The sequence below is a fragment of the Erwinia sp. L03-1 genome (genome assembly GCF_058686115.1).
On sequence record NZ_CM178762.1, the window covers coordinates 3,089,827 to 3,105,011 of the forward strand.

Genomic DNA, 15,185 nt, shown 5'->3' on the forward strand with positions numbered 1-15,185 from the left:
ATTAGTCCGGCTGACGATTATTAGTGTGGGTACCCTGCACAAAATGGAATAAATAATGACATCGTTGCATATTTCGCAAGGCACGTTTCACCTCAGCGCAATCCGCTCCCTTTCACTACCGGCGCTGACGCTTGCGGCCGGCGAAAGCTGGGCCTTCGTTGGGGCCAACGGCAGCGGTAAATCATCGCTTGCCCGGGCGCTGTCTGGCGAGCTTAGCATCGCCAAAGGGGACTACCTGAACAGTTTTGCCCGTCCCACTCGTCTTTCGCTTGAACAGCTCCAGAAGCTGGTATCCGAAGAGTGGCAGCGTAACAACACCGATTTGCTGAGTGCGGATGAAGATGATACCGGTCGCACCAGCGCGGAAATTATTCAGGAAACGGTCAGCGATGCCAGCCGTTGCCAGCATCTGGCCGGCCTGTTTGGGATAACCCACCTGCTGGATCGGCGATTCAAATATCTCTCGACCGGCGAAACCCGTAAAACGCTGCTTTGCCAGGCACTGATGGCCGGGCCGGACCTGCTGATCCTTGATGAACCCTTTGACGGGCTTGACGTGGCTTCCCGCGCCAGTCTGGCAGAGGTGCTGGCCGCGCTGCATCGGCACGGCCATACGCTGGTGCTGGTGCTAAACCGGTTCGACGATATTCCCGACTTTGTCGATAAGGTCGGCGTACTGGCAGAATGTACCCTCACCCACGTCGGGCCGCGGCAGGAGATTCTGGCCCAGGCGCTGGTCGCCCAGCTGGCCCATAGCGAACAGCTGGAGGGCATGGCCCTGCCGGAAGCGGACGGCGTTGACAGCGAAGCGCCACGCCTCGCGGGCGATATCTCCCCCATCGTGCTGCGCGACGGGGTGGTGAGCTACAGCGATAAGCCCATCCTCAATCATCTTAGCTGGGAGGTGAAGCCGGGCCAGCACTGGCAGATTATCGGCCCCAACGGTGCCGGGAAATCGACCCTGCTGAGCCTGGTGACGGGCGATCATCCTCAGGGCTACAGCAACGACCTCACCCTGTTTGGCCGCCGTCGCGGCAGCGGGGAAACTATCTGGGATATCAAGCAGCATATCGGCTACGTCAGCAGCAGCCTGCATCTTGAATATCGCGTTAGCAGTAGCGTCCGCAACGTGATCCTCTCGGGCTACTTTGACTCCATCGGCCTCTATCAGGCGGTATCCGACCGCCAGCAACAGCTTGTCGGCCAGTGGCTCCATCTGCTGGGAATGAGCCCTGCGGCGGGCGATGCGCCGTTTCATGGACTCTCCTGGGGTCAGCAGCGGCTGGTGCTGATTGCCCGTTCGCTGGTGAAACACCCGGCCCTGCTGATCCTTGATGAACCCTTGCAGGGGCTGGACCCGATTAATCGACAGCTGGTCAGGCGGTTTATTGATGTGCTAATCGGCGAAGGCGACACCCAGCTGCTGTTTGTTTCTCATCATGCTGAAGATGCGCCACGCTGTATTACCCACCGCCTGACCTTTGTGCCGGACGGGGAGAGCTACCGCTACGAGCAGACATCGCTTATCTAAGCGGCTGGCTGCCGTGGTCTGAGGGTCTGGTGGTCTGGTGGTCTGGTGGTCTGGTGGTCTGGTGGTCTGGTGGTCTGGTAACAGCCTGGCCGCCGGCACAGTTTGCCCGGTAATTTCATCGCGGTATGAAGAAGGGATTTAGCCTGTCTGATCTTACCCACGTAATGTGGACACAGCCCAAAGCGAGATTCTGGTTTTCAAATTGTTCCGGACTTAGACCGCCGCGCGCACTGGGCCGTCGCCAACGATTGTAATCACACTCGATATAATTAAACACCGTCGCTCGCATTATTTCCCGGCTGGCAAAGCGTTCTCCGTGGATACAAGCAGTACTGACCACTACGGTCAATATAGTACTGCTTCACCGCATCCGAAACGTTACCCAGCACATCACCGCTGTTAAACAGCGTCTTCAGTGCTTCGTAAGTTTCCACCGGGCTGCTGGCCGTTTTCACGATGCTGTCAACGGCATCATACAGCCCCGCTGGCACCCCCGCGACCATTCCCGCCGCAAAGCTGCCATCCTGGCGCAGGTCTATCGCCGTCCATTTCGCCTGCGTCTGGGCTTTACAGGGGCTTTGTTGAATAAATCGAACTTTTGCTCAATCGCAGGATCAGATCACGCATCATCCTGACAACACCGGCAGTCCCATGGCAAAGCAGAAGTTCAGAATTACCAACTGGCGCTCTTATAACAAAGCCCTTATCAACCGAGGCTCCATAACTTTCTGGCTGGATGATGAAGCTGTCAGGGCATGGTATGACTCAGCAACGCCTTCATCACGTGGGCGGCCTCAGCGCTATTCCGACCTTGCCATTACGACCGTCCTGGTGATTAAGCGCGTATTCCGGCTCACCCTGCGGGCTGCTCAGGGCTTCATTGATTCCATTTTTTCCCTGATGGGCGTTCCGTTACGCTGTCCTGATTACAGCAGCGTCAGTAAACGGGCAAAGTCAGTTAATGTCAGTTTCAAAACGCCAACCCGGGGTGAAATAGCGCATCTGGTTATTGATTTCACGGGACTGAAAGTCTTCGGTGAAGGTGAGTGGAAAATCAAAAAACACGGCAAAGAACGCCGGCGTATCTGGCGAAAACTACATCTGGCCGCTGACGCGAAAACGCATGAAATCATCTGTGCTGACCTGTCGCTGAACAACGTGACTGATGCAGAGGCCTTCCCGGTTCTAATCCGGCAGACTCATCGAAAAATCAGGTCAGCCGCAGCGGACGGTGCTTACGACACCCGGTTATGTCACGATGAACTACGTCGTAAGAAAATCAGCGCCCTCATCCCTCCGCGAAAGGGAGCGGGTTACTGGCCCGGTGAATACGCAGACCGCAACCGTGCCGTTGCGAATCAGCGTCTGAGCGGGAGCAATGCCCGGTGGAAATGGAGCACAGATTATAACCGTCGCTCTATAGCGGAAACGGCGATGTACAGGGTGAAGCAGCTGTTCGGAGGTTCACTGACGTTGCGTGACTATGATGGTCAGGTAGCAGAGGCTCTGGCCATAGTGCGTGCGTTGAACAAAATGACGAAGGCCGGAATGCCAGAAAGCGTGCGTATCGCCTGAAAACCCAACTCACTACAGACAGGTTCGATCTAAATCTGATTTATTCAACAAAGCCATAAGACAGATAAAAAGATCCCGGCACTAAGGCCGGGATTCAACTATATCTATATTATCGTTTGGGCATTTTTGTAGCAAAATAAGGGATAAGATAAATGCCTACACCACCGACTAATCCTCCTGCCACACCAGCTTTAAGACTAACCTTTAATATTTCAATAAAAGGTATGTTAAAGCTTCTAATTTCAATAAAATAAAATAAAACTCGACTGATAAAAATCCCAATGGTGACGATTAATATGACAAACAATATGGTAGTAATTAACCTGAGAAGGTTATGCATTATTTCACACCTCCTTTTGAAGAGCTAAATAACTGCGCTTAATACCGCTTCACTTTCGTTAGCCCGTGTTTGTTGCCAGGGAAAGGTGAAGCGACTTCCATAAATTGTCTGACATTATTCAATAATTGCCACATTGTTTTGCAGCGATGATTGCGCGTGACGGTTTCGTGCAAGGCCAACCATAAGAGCTCTATTTTGTTTATCCACGGAGAGTAAATTGGCTGATAAATAACAATAAATTTCGGATTATCCTTCAACCATTTCAACGTTTTTTTGCTCTTGTGAATGATGTAATTATCAACGATTAGCGTAATTGTTTTTGCACTGCGGTATGTGCTTTTCAACTTACGTAAAATATTGATAAATAAACCTGAGTTCTTACTTGTCCCGCTGACGTAGTCCACCCGGCCTGTTCCCGCATGAAGGGCTCCTGCAAGGTAATGCTTTTCATTTTTTCCCGGCGTAGGTATACGTTTTTGCTGCCCTTTTTTCTGCCAGTCAGCACCGATTTTGGGATTCAAATCGATATCCACTTCATCCTCGTAAAAGACCGGATGGTCAGCGCAGTTTTTTTCTAATGCTTCATCAATCGCTGCCAGTTTTTCCTCTTTGTGAGGATCGCGAATATGCAGTGTCGGAGCCGCTCTTCGCCAGACAATTCCCGCCCCGGGTAACCAACGGCGAACTGAGCCAGGATGCAACGTTGAGTTAAATAACTTATTAAGTTCAATCGTTAACATCTCGGTGCTCCACCGTGACCGCAGATACCCGAAGTCCTGAGGAGAGCGCTGAATCAGTAAATCAAGCATGCGCAACATCGCTTCCACTGGCCACTTTTTTTGACGTCCGGCCGGAAGACTTTTTAGACCTTCGATACCAAATAATGTGAACCAGTTAATCCAGCGACCGACAGAGGAACGCGCTGCACACAGGGTTTTAGCGACATAACTGAGCGATTCACCACGATGCAACATCAGCATGGCCATAAGGCGTCTGGAATGGTTTTTATCTGTTGTTTTATGGACAATTTTTTCCATCTGGCGTCTTTCATTATTGGGTATCGGTGCTATGATCGGCATAACTCAGTCCGGTTGTGATGATTTGTGATGTTTGGCGATTGATCAGATCGCTCAAACCGGATTGAGTTCCCTTCAGTGATCTACTATTAAGCGCAGTTATTTAGCTGCTTTAGGGCCACCCTGACCAATACCCTCCGTTGAACCAGAGGAGATAATATTTCCTATCACGGCAGGGCGCGGGTCTAAAGGCATTGGTTTGCTCACCCCCATCCCCATATCAACCCACTCCCAGTTTTTCCAGTTAGGATTAATTACTTTGTCCAGAGGACCTTTTACTGCTTGGCCTAAGCCATATCCTATTCCAGCGGAGCCACCACTTATGATTGCCCCAGATAAAGGATCATCCCCTTTAATATAGTTTGAAGTGGCTCCGCCCGCCGCATTCCAGCCAACTGTTCCTAATAGTCCGGTATTTGATGTGGCCGCACCGACCCAACTGGCTATCAGCGCATCGGTATAATTTACTTTACCATTTACCACATACTGAATAATAGTATTAGCGCCACCACCGATTACCGCTGTAATTAGCGCGCCTTTCGGCAATACACCTAATCCAACTGTCCCGGCCAGCTCTGCGGAGACAATTGCATTACCCTTCGCTATATCACCCGCCAATTTAGCTTTATCTTCTGTCGAAGCATCCGGGGTTTTACCCAGCCAGAATCCAAGATCTGAGCCAGCCATAGCGCCCAGCGCATTATTCTCAACAACAACTTTATCCGGTGCACATCCTGCCGACGAACAACATTTTTCCCTGTGCTTTCCGTGGGTTAGAGGCTGTTTTCCCTGTTGCACGTCCGGTGCAGCAACTTTTTGCCCCGACGCGCCTTTTCAGCCCCGGACACGCTACCGCCATGCCGTGGCATCACGCCTGCACCCGCGTATTTTAACAACTTCAGACCGTCTGTCATTACCGCTTTTACATCGCGGCGGGAGCCGGGTCACAGCTCGCTGTGGCCCGGGGAACCGTCTGCCGGGCGCGGGCTGGCGAGGCCCGCAGCGCTGGACAGCGCTCTGAAGCGCCGAAGCTCGAGGGAACGCACGGTTTTGCATGACCACACCGGACCGGGGCGGGCAGCGGAAGCGGGCGAACGGGGAAGGAGCAACGAAGCGCAGCGCAGTGCGACCCCGTGCAGCCTGACGCAGCCGGGCGGGCATGAACGCCTTTCAGCGGAGGCCCTGGGGCCGGCCTGCCTTATTGCTGTTTGCTGAGGGTTTGCACTGCTGCTGACGCCGCCAGGGAGGGCGGGCCGGGCTGAGGGGCTCTGCGGGACGACTGCGTATAATACCTGCACATTATGTTGAACGGACGTTCGGCCAGCAGCATGAACGCAGAGAACGTCACCGCTTAGCGCTGGCCGGGCGGCCGTTTACCCCCGCGCATACGGGACGCGATGAAGGCAGATCGCCGCACGGATGCGGCGCTCTGCCGTGCACGGAACAACCCGGCTCACAGAGGGCTTACGGGCTTTCCGGCGATACCGGCGGCCAGCACCGGGCTGTGTGGATCAGCGTCACTATCCAGACGATACCGGCCTCTTCATCCGTCTCGTACACAAGCCGGTAATGCTCATGCGGTATCAGCTCTCGCGTACCGGCTATTTTCCCCGCTACACCCATCAGCGGATGCTCCGCCAGCCTGGCTGCTGCTTCGTTGAACCGTTCATCCAGTTCCATCGCAGCCAGCGGATTTCGTTCTGCCAGGTAATCCCATATTGCTGTACGGTTGTTGAGCGCTTCCTGCGCCCAGAGCACCTTCATGCTTTCCCCGTCAGTTTCGCACGACGCGCGGCGAACTGCGCTTCAACCTCTTCATTGCCCACAACGTTACCTGCCCGTATGTCCTGGCGCCCTCGCTCCACTTTCTGCGCCAGGTAAGCATCGTAAGCCCGGCTCTCGGTCTGGCGCCGGATGTAGTCCCGCATCAGCTCGCGTATTACCTGCGAGGCTGGTCTGTCACTGGCTTTCGCTGCGGCGATAAAGTCTTCCCGCAGCGAGCTTTCCAGCTTCATCGTGAACACCGCTTCTTTAGGCATGGTTCTTTCTCTCATTCCGCTTAAGTACTGACCAAGTATATACCTTATCATTACCTTTACTCCATATTGTCTGGCTTCTCGCTGTCCCCCTGCTCCGCAGGATGCGTACGCGCATGCACCGCCTGCAACGCCCGGATACTCACCTGCGTGTAGATTTGGGTTGATTCAACGCTCCGGTGGCCCAGCATCGCCTGTATCCATCTGAGGTCCGCGCCGTTCTCCAGCATCTGCGTCGCCATCGCATGGCGGAACAGGTGGCAGCTCCCTTTGTCGATACCCGCCGCTCTTAAGTAAGGCACCACCGCCATTGTGATGCCGCTGGCCGTCAGACCTGCCAGACCGTCCATGGCCAGGAACAGCGCCTTACAGTCCGCTGCCGCCAGCAGCTCTGGCCGCACATGATGCAGCCAGCGGTTAAGCCACCACAGCGCCCGCTCACCCACCGGTATCACTCTGTCCTGCTTTCCTTTGCCCTGCACGATGGTCAGTATCTTCCGGCTGAAGTCCACGCTGTATATCTCAAGGCTGGCCACCTCACCCCGCCGGATACCCGTTGACCACAGCAGCTCCAGCAGCGCCCGGTCACGGATACCCTGAAGCGTGCTCAGGTCGCACAGGCTCACGATATCCTCCACCTGTTCCACGCTCAGTATCGTGCGCGGCAGGCGCTTCTCCAGTCCCGGTAACTCCAGGTCTGCCGCCGGGTTCGCCAGTATCAGCCCCTGTTTCGCCATCCAGCTGAACCACACCTGAAGCGGCTGGAGCGTGGTGCGCTGCGTCCGGCTGGAGAGCGGTTCACCGTTGCTCTTGCGGTAGCCGTACAGGTAACGCTGGTAACGCTCCAGCACCGGGCGCGTCACCTCTGCCGCGTAGTGGATACCACGCTCGGCGGCCCACAGGATAAAGCGGTAGCTGTGATGCGTCTGGGTCTTCAGCGTGGTCTCTGACCAGTTCCGCTCACGCCGCCACTTCACGAACCGCAGCAGCAGCGCGTACAGGCTTTTCGGATGCGTTGCCGGACCGACCGGCTGGCGGTACACATCATCAACGCTGAGAAGGCGGTTTGAGGTGGGTTTGCGGTTGGCCATGTTGACGCTCCGGTGTCAGGGCTGGCGGCTAAGAAGAGGTTCCGGGTAACGAGGGCGAAGGTGGCAGCACGATTTTATTTTTCTTCCTGATTACTGCGTTTTCGTCAGGGCAGACTTGCGGAGCGCCCGGCCCCTGTGTCATCTGCTCTGAGGCCACTTTTTGCCGGTCAGACTTAGCCCCGACTTGCCCCGGACTTAAGGCAGACTTACTTTCATCTTTATCAGACTTGCCTTTATCAGAGCCAGACTTGCGTTCGTCGCCTTCGTTATTCTCCACATCCAGCAGCCCGCACAGGTGCGCCTCTTCACCGTTACCGCCGTCCCACAGCAGCTCATAGCGCAGCAGGTGCCCGCGACAGCCGCCGTGCAGCAGCAGATACTCCATCTCCGTCAGGCGCAGGCAGTGATTCTTCAGCTGGCTGTCGCTCCAGTTCGTCCACGCCCGGATATCACGCCGCGTGAAGCGTATTTCTGAAGCCGGACAGTTTTGCACGCTGGCCATCGCCTCCACCATTTCACGTAACAGTATCAACAGCTTCCGGGTCTGTGGCGGCATCTCGTCCAGTGTGCGACCCAGTATTTCATGTGACAGCCGGTTGGCAAGCCGGATGTCTGACGGCTGTACCCGGATGTATTCAATGAACGAACCCCGGTGCTCAGCCCGCTTAACCTCCCGCTGATACTGGTGCAGCAACGCAACGCTCTGTATCAGCGTCAGGTATTTCATATGGTCGCGCCGCGTCCGGGTTTTATCACTGAGGAAGGTGAGCTGTTCAGCATAAGGATTCACCACTTTTAACGGCCTGAGCAACCGCTGCGCGTTCTGGTGCAGCCGGGTCAGATACTGCTTTTCATTCACCGCCAGTAACCCGGCCAGCGTCTGCGCCCTGCGCTGAAGCGCGTGTATTGCCTGCGTCTGCTCCCTGGACTCGTTCACCGTCAGCACCAGGCAGCGGTTCAGCAGCTCTTCGTCCACGTCAGACGCCGTGGTCGTCAGCATCAGCATCACCGGCCCCTTCACGCTGTACTCCCGCGTCACCAGCTCGCCGCTGGACTCATCCTTGCCGGTTGACGCTATCTTCAGCTCCCCGTCACTCTGCAACAGCTTCAGCGCATACGCTGCCTGGCGCACCCCTTCCTCCTCTGCTATCGCCAGGATTTTGTGCTGGAGCGAGGTTTCACCCAGGTAGTACAGGCTCTGCCCGGTCATGGCGCTGTACTGCACCCGCTCCTCCTCCGGCATCAGGCCGAGCACGGCGTCCATCAGCGACGACTTGCCCGCCGCCGAGGAAGACTGGATAAGCACCGTAAGCGGCCTGTCCAGCTTGCGGGACGTCGCCGCCAGATAGCCGGTCAGCAGGTTGGTCGATTCACCCACCACGCCACAGGATGCCAGGTCACTGACGATGCGCTCTGCCAGGTCAGGGGATTTCAGCAGCGCAAGGGCTGCGGCTTCATCCTCACCCGATACCGTCACCGCCCCGGAAGCCTGCTCAGTCTTCGCTGCTTTAAGCCGTTCGTCCTGGCGGGCTTCGAGTGCCAGCAGCACCCGCCCGCATTCCCGCTTTATCAACGCCAGTTCACAGGCCAGCTCGTTTGCCGCCGTGCTCACATACCCCTGACGCTGTTTCGCGTGGTACATGTCCAGCTGGTCCACGTGGAACGCGCCGGTCGATTCATCCAGCACCTGCACGTTGACCTTCATCACCTCCGCCAGGCTGTTTTTCTGCCAGCCGCGCACCCGCCACACGCGCGGGCCGGACTTAAGCAGCAGTTCACCGGCTGGCGTGATTTCGCAGGCGATGGCGGCGGGCTGCTGAGTTGGCTGTGAGGAAGGGCAGGCGGCTAAAGATGAGGGTTTTTCATTGCTGCTGGTCACAGTTTTGGATGTAACAGCGGTGTCGCTTTGCACCGGAGAGACCGGGCTGCCTGCCCCGGCCGCAGCTGCCATTCTGACCGACTGTTCCAGCGCAAGAGCCAGTGCGTATTCAGGATTGCCGCTTTTCACCGCGTAAGCGTTGGCATCCAGTCCGGCCGGGAAGCGTACCCGCCAGGCCTCTATCCCGACACCAGCCAACTGAGCGGCCACTGCATCCGCGCCTCGATCTCCGGCCTCGTCGCGATCGAAGGCGATCATCATCCGCTTCACGCCGTGGTACTGCAACGCCGCCAGATGGGATGCGGTGAAGCCGTTGATGCCGTAAGCGGCGATCACATTGCGGTAACCGGCACACCAGAAGGTCATGGCGTCGATCAGCGCTTCACACAGGATCACTTCTGATGCGGCTTTCAGCGCCGCTTCATTCCAGATCCCGGCCAGCGGCGAGGGCAGATAGAGGTGTTTTGCCGATCCCTTGATGATCAGGTGATCGGCCATCGTGCGCCGCCCGTAGAGCTGCAACACCCGGCCACGGCTTGCCGGATCGTAACTCTCTGACCAGCCCGTCACCGGCACCACCAGACAACCCCGGAAGTGATCCTGACGGTTACTTTCCCGGATCACGCCGAGCTGTTTCAGGCGTGTGCGTAACGCCTTGCCCTCCTTGCAACAGGGCGACGGCAGCGCCCCCGCCACGCCGTGCGCCCCGGCGAAGCCTAAGCGGAAGTAGCTGACCAGTTCAGGATGATTAAGCCCACGTTTCTCCAGCCAGGCCAGTGCATCCGGGTTGCTCAGCAGGTTCTGGTGATACCAGTCGGTGACCTGACGCAGCAGCGCCTGGCCGTCATCGTCCAGGTCAGTGAGGGTCTGACGGACAGGCGGCGAAGAAGGGGCGGGAACGGCGGCGGCTGAAGAAGAAGGTGACGCAGGCCGTACATACGTGGTGCCGGCCAGTTCCCGCAGCCGCAGCACAGCCTGCGGGAAGCCCAGGTTTTCAGTGCGGAGCAGCCAGTCCAGCACCGAACCGCCTGCGTCACAGCCGAAGCAGTGATAGAGGTTTTTGGCCGGGCTGATCACGCAGGACGGGGTTTTCTCATGGTGGAACGGACACAGCGTCACGACGTCTTTACCCTGCTTCGTCAGCTTACGATCCTGCGATTCTGCCACCTTCAGCAGCGACACGTTACGCTTCAACTGTTCCAGTTCTTCCGGGGTTATTCGTCCGTTGCCCATTTCTGCCTCCTGCAAAAACCTGTCAAGATGCTATATTGATATTTATAAAATATCTGATACGATATCTTAAAGCAAGCATTTCAGATGGGGGACGTATAGTGACAGCAAGTTCAACAACCTGGTTTCTTAACATGCAGTTCCCTGAGCGGCTTACCACTCTGCGCAAGGCGCGCGGACTCACCCAGCAGACGCTGGCCGATATGGCCGGTGTGGCAGTTTTACAGATACGGCGCTATGAAGGTGGCAACTCACAACCTACCTTAGATGTGATACGCAGACTGGCAATTGCGCTCGCTGTCAGCGCCGATATGCTGGTATTTGATGAGCAGGAGCGCGGCCCTGATGAGCAGCTTCGCTACCAGTTCGAGACCATTTCACGTATGCCTCAGTATGAACAGGACGTGATCCGGGAACTGCTGGACGCGATGATTATCAAGAACCAGGTCGCAGGAGCGATGGCCCGCGTGGCTCAGGGAGCAGCTAAAGAAGAGAGTTAATACGAGCGCGGGCTGAAGGTGCGCTAACACCGACAACCCGCTGACCACAACTAACTGTTAGGGAGTTAATTATGGCTGAGACACATCATAAGTCAGGCACCACCACACCCACAACTAAATCAAGACGTTATACCGTGGGTTATATCCGGGATCACATTAAGCACCGGCCGTCACCGTCGATCACGCTGCGGGGCCACTGGATGGGAGATCTGGGTTTTGAGACGGGGAAGAAGGTTGAGGTGCTGTGTGAGCAGGGAGAGCTGATTATCCGGCTGGCTGAGGAGTAAGCGGCGGGTAAACAAATCCCGGCTCGATTGGCCGGGATTGGTTCTATTTAATAGGATAGTTGTAATACTCAGGTATTTTATAATCTTCCGGGAAAGATATATCATCAGGAAGCTTGAAAAAACGGTCAATATCCTCGGTCGTCTGAGAAAAAACCCCGTATATCCCAGATAAAAAAGCTGATATACGTAGCAAGGCTGCTTGCATTGCTAATTCATCGTTATTTTCTTGCGCATCAAAAAACAACTCGATTGTTAAATTAAGATTTCTCATGCTCTCTTGGATGCTATCTACTATTGAATAATCTTTCTCCAAATAAAGGTCATCCATATCAAGCTCTTTACCCGACCGCTGCTTTAACAGCTCCAAGTAAGCATCTTTAAATTTATCTAACATACTAATATCTATCATTTTAGCAACCTTCTACCTTCAGCTTTAGCGGCCTTGGTTTTTGCGTCATTAAAGGAACCGTCAAGATTAAGAACCGCCCTTACCTTTGTCCCTGTACTATCAAAAACTTCGATATGGTCTTTATGTTTAGCATCTAAATAGAATTGATCACCTTTCTGAATATAATCACCTACAGGTTTATTTGCCTGGTAAACGCTTTGCCCCTGATATTGCTTACTGGTTTTTTTAGATATCTCTTTAATTTCACTTCCAAAACCAGGCTTTTTAAAGAATTCACCCATATTCCCTACGGCTCCGGCATTAGGTACATGCGGAACTTTCTTACCCGGTAATATAATCCCGGCCAGCATTCCGCCCGTGGCTTCCAGCGCTGCCTGATTACCTTCAGAAGCCTGTTTGATGGTGTCGGCTACCGCTGACCAGGTTTCACTCTGCATCAGCGCCTTAACGCTGTCAGCCACCGCCTGGTTCTTACCGGACAGATCATTCAACGCCGTACTACAGTAGCTGTCTCCGGCTGCACAGGCCGCCAGCGCCATAGCAGCATCGGCTGCGTAATCCGCTCCACCCAATGCTGCATCACCGGTATCAGCCAGGCCGTTAATAATTGCGTTCGCTATGGAAGAGGTTGTGCCGTCACCCAGCTTATTCCTCACCTGATCCTTCAGAGATTCAGCGGCCTGTTTCACCGTCGCGCGGGCCTGGTCACCACTCAGCGAGTTATTCTCAACAACAACTTTATCCGGTGCACAGCCTGACGATGAACCCGACTTTTCCCTGTGCTTTCCGTGGGTTAGAGGCTGTTTTCCCTGTCGCACTTCCGGGACGCCAACTTTTTGCCCCGACGCGCTTTTTCAGCCCCCGGACACGCTACCGCCATGCCGTGGCATCACGCCTGCACCCGCGTATTTTAACAACTTCAGACCGTCTGTCATTACCGCTTTTACATCGCGGCGGGAGCCGGGTCACAGCTCGCTGTGGCCCGGGGAACCGTCTGCCGGGCGCGGGCTGGCGAGGCCCGCAGCGCTGGACAGCGCTCTGAAGCGCCGACGCTGGAGGGAACGCACGGTTTTGCATGACCACACCGGACCGGGGCGGGCAGCGGAAGCGGGCGAACGGGGAAGGAGCAACGGAGCGAAGCGCAGTGCGACCCCGTGCAGCCAGACGCAGCCGGGCGGGCATGAAGCCTTTCAGCGGAGGCCCTGGGGCCGGCCTGCCTTATTGCTGTTTGCTGAGGGTTTGCACTGCTGCTGACGCCGCCAGGGAGGGCGGCCCCACCCCGGCCCACAACGCGGGGGCGCACGACATAATGTGTATTATACGAAGACGGCCCGCTCGTTGAGGGCGGGCCGGGCTGAGGGGCTCTGCGGGACGACTGCGTATAATACCTGCACATTATGTTGAACGGACGTTCGGCCAGCAGCATGAACGCAGAGAACGTCACCGCTTAGCGCTGGCCGGGCGGCCGTTTACCCCCGCGCATACGGGACGCGATGAAGGCAGATCGCCGCACGGATGCGGCGCTCTGCCGTGCACGGAACAACCCGGCTCACAGAGGGCTTACGGGCTTTCCGGCGATACCGGCGGCCAGCACCGGGCTGTGTGGATCAGCGTCACTATCCAGACGATACCGGCCTCTTCATCCGTCTCGTACACAAGCCGGTAATGCTCATGCGGTATCAGCTCTCGCGTACCGGCTATTTTCCCCGCTACACCCATCAGCGGATGCTCCGCCAGCCTGGCTGCTGCTTCGTTGAACCGTTCATCCAGTTCCATCGCAGCCAGCGGATTTCGTTCTGCCAGGTAATCCCATATTGCTGTACGGTTGTTGAGCGCTTCCTGCGCCCAGAGCACCTTCATGCTTTCCCCGTCAGTTTCGCACGACGCGCGGCGAACTGCGCTTCAACCTCTTCATTGCCCACAACGTTACCTGCCCGTATGTCCTGGCGCCCTCGCTCCACTTTCTGCGCCAGGTAAGCATCGTAAGCCCGGCTCTCGGTCTGGCGCCGGATGTAGTCCCGCATCAGCTCGCGTATTACCTGCGAGGCTGGTCTGTCACTGGCTTTCGCTGCGGCGATAAAGTCTTCCCGCAGCGAGCTTTCCAGCTTCATCGTGAACACCGCTTCTTTAGGCATGGTTCTTTCTCTCATTCCGCTTAAGTACTGACCAAGTATATACCTTATCATTACCTTTACTCCATATTGTCTGGCTTCTCGCTGTCCCCCTGCTCCGCAGGATGCGTACGCGCATGCACCGCCTGCAACGCCCGGATACTCACCTGCGTGTAGATTTGGGTTGATTCAACGCTCCGGTGGCCCAGCATCGCCTGTATCCATCTGAGGTCCGCGCCGTTCTCCAGCATCTGCGTCGCCATTGCATGGCGGAACAGGTGGCAGCTCCCTTTGTCGATACCCGCCGCTCTTAAGTAAGGCACCACGGCCATGGTGATGCCGCTGGCCGTCAGACCTGCCAGACCGTCCATGGCCAGGAACAGCGCCTTACAGTCCGCTACCGCCAGCAGCTCTGGCCGCACATGATACAGCCAGCGGTTGAGCCACCACAGCGCACGTTCTCCCACCGGCACGATGCGGTCTTCGTGTCCTTTTCCCTGCACGATGGTCAGTATTTTACGGCTGAAGTCCGCGCTGTATATCTCAAGGTTCGCGACCTCACCGCGCCGGATACCCGTTGACCACAGCAGCTCCAGCAGCGCCCGGTCACGGATGCCCTGAAGCGTGGTCAGGTCGCACAGGTTCACTATCTCTTCCACCTGTTCCACGCTCAGTATCGTCCGGGGCAGACGTTTCTCCAGTCGTGGCAGCTCCAGGTCGGCGGCGGGATTCGCCAGTATCAGCCCCTGTTTCGCCATCCAGCTGAACCACACCTGAAGCGGCTGGAGCGTGGTGCGCTGCGTCCGGCTGGTAAGCGGTTCGCCGTTACTTTTGCGGTAGCCGTACAGGTAACGCTGGTAACGCTCCAGCACCGGGCGCGTCACCTCTGCCGCGTAGTGGATACCACGCTCGGCGGCCCACAGGATAAAGCGGTAGCTGTGATGCGTCTGCGTCTTCAGCGTCGTCTCCGACCAGTTGCGCTCCCTGCGCCACTTCACGAACCGCAGCAGCAGCGCGTACAGGCTTTTCGGATGCGTTGCCGGGCCAACCGGCTGGCGGTACACATCATCAACGCTGAGAAGGCGGTTTGAGGTGGGTTTGCGGTTGGCCATGTTGACGC

The 15,185-nt window shown here is 56.3% G+C and carries 15 protein-coding genes and 3 pseudogenes; 4 read left to right on the plus strand and 14 right to left on the minus strand.

What is annotated here, in order from left to right:
- The first annotated feature begins 55 nt into the window (after window positions 1-55).
- Window positions 56-1,531 carry a molybdate ABC transporter ATP-binding protein ModF gene (gene modF, locus AC4PCC_RS14230; RefSeq protein WP_492124948.1) on the plus strand — a complete coding sequence of 492 codons (1,476 nt, stop codon included), beginning with the start codon at window positions 56-58 and terminating at the stop codon, window positions 1,529-1,531.
- Window positions 1,532-1,712: 181 nt separating this feature from the next.
- Here modF and AC4PCC_RS14235 read toward each other — a convergent pair.
- Window positions 1,713-1,856, minus strand: a pseudogene (locus tag AC4PCC_RS14235) (IS3 family transposase); the annotation flags it as partial.
- 16 nt (window positions 1,857-1,872) lie between these two features.
- Window positions 1,873-2,115 (minus strand): annotated as a pseudogene (locus AC4PCC_RS14240) (VENN motif pre-toxin domain-containing protein); the annotation flags it as partial.
- Window positions 2,116-2,182: 67 nt separating this feature from the next.
- On the opposite strand from AC4PCC_RS14240, the gene AC4PCC_RS14245 reads away from it, so the two are divergent.
- Complete coding sequence (locus AC4PCC_RS14245; RefSeq protein WP_492124949.1) at window positions 2,183-3,106, plus strand: IS5 family transposase; 924 nt, start codon at window positions 2,183-2,185, stop codon at window positions 3,104-3,106.
- A 109-nt stretch (window positions 3,107-3,215) separates the two neighbouring features.
- On the opposite strand, the gene AC4PCC_RS14250 is transcribed toward AC4PCC_RS14245, so the two are convergent.
- The 7 genes from AC4PCC_RS14250 to AC4PCC_RS14280 all read right to left on the minus strand — a co-directional run bounded on the left by AC4PCC_RS14250 (window position 3,216) and on the right by AC4PCC_RS14280 (window position 10,761).
- Window positions 3,216-3,446 carry a hypothetical protein gene (locus AC4PCC_RS14250; protein WP_492124950.1) on the minus strand — a complete coding sequence of 77 codons (231 nt, stop codon included), beginning with the start codon at window positions 3,444-3,446 and terminating at the stop codon, window positions 3,216-3,218.
- Between the two features lie 38 nt (window positions 3,447-3,484).
- The gene (locus tag AC4PCC_RS14255) at window positions 3,485-4,525 is read right to left on the minus strand and encodes an IS630 family transposase (RefSeq protein ID WP_492124684.1); all 1,041 of its coding nucleotides are present in this window, start codon (window positions 4,523-4,525) and stop codon (window positions 3,485-3,487) included.
- Window positions 4,526-4,621: 96 nt separating this feature from the next.
- Entirely contained in the window at window positions 4,622-5,320 is a 699-nt protein-coding gene (locus tag AC4PCC_RS14260; RefSeq protein ID WP_492124951.1) for a VENN motif pre-toxin domain-containing protein, read from the minus strand.
- A gap of 666 nt (window positions 5,321-5,986) precedes the next feature.
- On the minus strand, window positions 5,987-6,286 hold the full coding sequence (locus AC4PCC_RS14265) for a type II toxin-antitoxin system RelE/ParE family toxin (RefSeq protein WP_492124952.1): 300 nt from the start codon (window positions 6,284-6,286) through the stop codon (window positions 5,987-5,989).
- Window positions 6,283-6,561 carry an antitoxin of toxin-antitoxin stability system gene (locus tag AC4PCC_RS14270; RefSeq protein ID WP_492124953.1) on the minus strand — a complete coding sequence of 93 codons (279 nt, stop codon included), beginning with the start codon at window positions 6,559-6,561 and terminating at the stop codon, window positions 6,283-6,285. Before AC4PCC_RS14270 ends, AC4PCC_RS14265 begins: the two co-directional genes overlap by 4 nt.
- 56 nt (window positions 6,562-6,617) lie before the next feature.
- On the minus strand, window positions 6,618-7,649 hold the full coding sequence (gene xerC / locus AC4PCC_RS14275) for a site-specific tyrosine recombinase XerC (RefSeq protein ID WP_492124954.1): 1,032 nt from the start codon (window positions 7,647-7,649) through the stop codon (window positions 6,618-6,620).
- Window positions 7,650-7,677: 28 nt separating this feature from the next.
- Window positions 7,678-10,761, minus strand: coding sequence for a CHC2 zinc finger domain-containing protein (locus tag AC4PCC_RS14280; protein ID WP_492124955.1), 3,084 nt, complete (start codon window positions 10,759-10,761; stop codon window positions 7,678-7,680).
- A gap of 98 nt (window positions 10,762-10,859) precedes the next feature.
- On the opposite strand from AC4PCC_RS14280, the gene AC4PCC_RS14285 reads away from it, so the two are divergent.
- Both AC4PCC_RS14285 and AC4PCC_RS14290 read left to right on the plus strand, forming a co-directional pair.
- Window positions 10,860-11,258: a helix-turn-helix domain-containing protein gene (locus AC4PCC_RS14285; RefSeq protein WP_492124956.1), complete on the plus strand. Its 399-nt coding sequence runs from the start codon at window positions 10,860-10,862 to the stop codon at window positions 11,256-11,258.
- Between the two features lie 71 nt (window positions 11,259-11,329).
- Window positions 11,330-11,545 carry a SymE family type I addiction module toxin gene (locus tag AC4PCC_RS14290; protein WP_492124957.1) on the plus strand — a complete coding sequence of 72 codons (216 nt, stop codon included), beginning with the start codon at window positions 11,330-11,332 and terminating at the stop codon, window positions 11,543-11,545.
- Window positions 11,546-11,588: 43 nt separating this feature from the next.
- On the opposite strand, the gene AC4PCC_RS14295 is transcribed toward AC4PCC_RS14290, so the two are convergent.
- From AC4PCC_RS14295 to xerC (AC4PCC_RS14315), 5 genes and pseudogenes are all read right to left on the minus strand, one after another.
- The gene (locus AC4PCC_RS14295; RefSeq protein WP_345828011.1) at window positions 11,589-11,954 is read right to left on the minus strand and encodes a hypothetical protein; all 366 of its coding nucleotides are present in this window, start codon (window positions 11,952-11,954) and stop codon (window positions 11,589-11,591) included.
- 311 nt (window positions 11,955-12,265) lie between these two features.
- Window positions 12,266-12,694: pseudogene (locus AC4PCC_RS14300) on the minus strand (hypothetical protein); the annotation flags it as partial.
- Window positions 12,695-13,514: 820 nt separating this feature from the next.
- Window positions 13,515-13,814, minus strand: a complete 300-nt coding sequence (locus AC4PCC_RS14305) for a type II toxin-antitoxin system RelE/ParE family toxin (RefSeq protein WP_492124952.1) — start codon at window positions 13,812-13,814, stop codon at window positions 13,515-13,517.
- Window positions 13,811-14,089 carry an antitoxin of toxin-antitoxin stability system gene (locus tag AC4PCC_RS14310; protein ID WP_492124953.1) on the minus strand — a complete coding sequence of 93 codons (279 nt, stop codon included), beginning with the start codon at window positions 14,087-14,089 and terminating at the stop codon, window positions 13,811-13,813. Before AC4PCC_RS14310 ends, AC4PCC_RS14305 begins: the two co-directional genes overlap by 4 nt.
- Before the next feature lie 56 nt (window positions 14,090-14,145).
- Window positions 14,146-15,177, minus strand: a complete 1,032-nt coding sequence (xerC, locus tag AC4PCC_RS14315; protein WP_492124958.1) for a site-specific tyrosine recombinase XerC — start codon at window positions 15,175-15,177, stop codon at window positions 14,146-14,148.
- Window positions 15,178-15,185: the final 8 nt, after the last annotated feature.

Coding starts and splice junctions, on each gene's coding strand:
- modF (WP_492124948.1), top strand. CDS start 56: ATGACATCGTTGCATATTTCGCAAGGCACGTTTCACCTCAGCGCAATC.
- AC4PCC_RS14245 (WP_492124949.1), top strand. CDS start 2,183: ATGGCAAAGCAGAAGTTCAGAATTACCAACTGGCGCTCTTATAACAAA.
- AC4PCC_RS14250 (WP_492124950.1), bottom strand. CDS start 3,446: ATGCATAACCTTCTCAGGTTAATTACTACCATATTGTTTGTCATATTA.
- AC4PCC_RS14255 (WP_492124684.1), bottom strand. CDS start 4,525: ATGCCGATCATAGCACCGATACCCAATAATGAAAGACGCCAGATGGAA.
- AC4PCC_RS14265 (WP_492124952.1), bottom strand. CDS start 6,286: ATGAAGGTGCTCTGGGCGCAGGAAGCGCTCAACAACCGTACAGCAATA.
- AC4PCC_RS14270 (WP_492124953.1), bottom strand. CDS start 6,561: ATGCCTAAAGAAGCGGTGTTCACGATGAAGCTGGAAAGCTCGCTGCGG.
- xerC (WP_492124954.1), bottom strand. CDS start 7,649: ATGGCCAACCGCAAACCCACCTCAAACCGCCTTCTCAGCGTTGATGAT.
- AC4PCC_RS14280 (WP_492124955.1), bottom strand. CDS start 10,761: ATGGGCAACGGACGAATAACCCCGGAAGAACTGGAACAGTTGAAGCGT.
- AC4PCC_RS14290 (WP_492124957.1), top strand. CDS start 11,330: ATGGCTGAGACACATCATAAGTCAGGCACCACCACACCCACAACTAAA.
- AC4PCC_RS14295 (WP_345828011.1), bottom strand. CDS start 11,954: ATGATAGATATTAGTATGTTAGATAAATTTAAAGATGCTTACTTGGAG.
- AC4PCC_RS14305 (WP_492124952.1), bottom strand. CDS start 13,814: ATGAAGGTGCTCTGGGCGCAGGAAGCGCTCAACAACCGTACAGCAATA.
- AC4PCC_RS14310 (WP_492124953.1), bottom strand. CDS start 14,089: ATGCCTAAAGAAGCGGTGTTCACGATGAAGCTGGAAAGCTCGCTGCGG.
- xerC (WP_492124958.1), bottom strand. CDS start 15,177: ATGGCCAACCGCAAACCCACCTCAAACCGCCTTCTCAGCGTTGATGAT.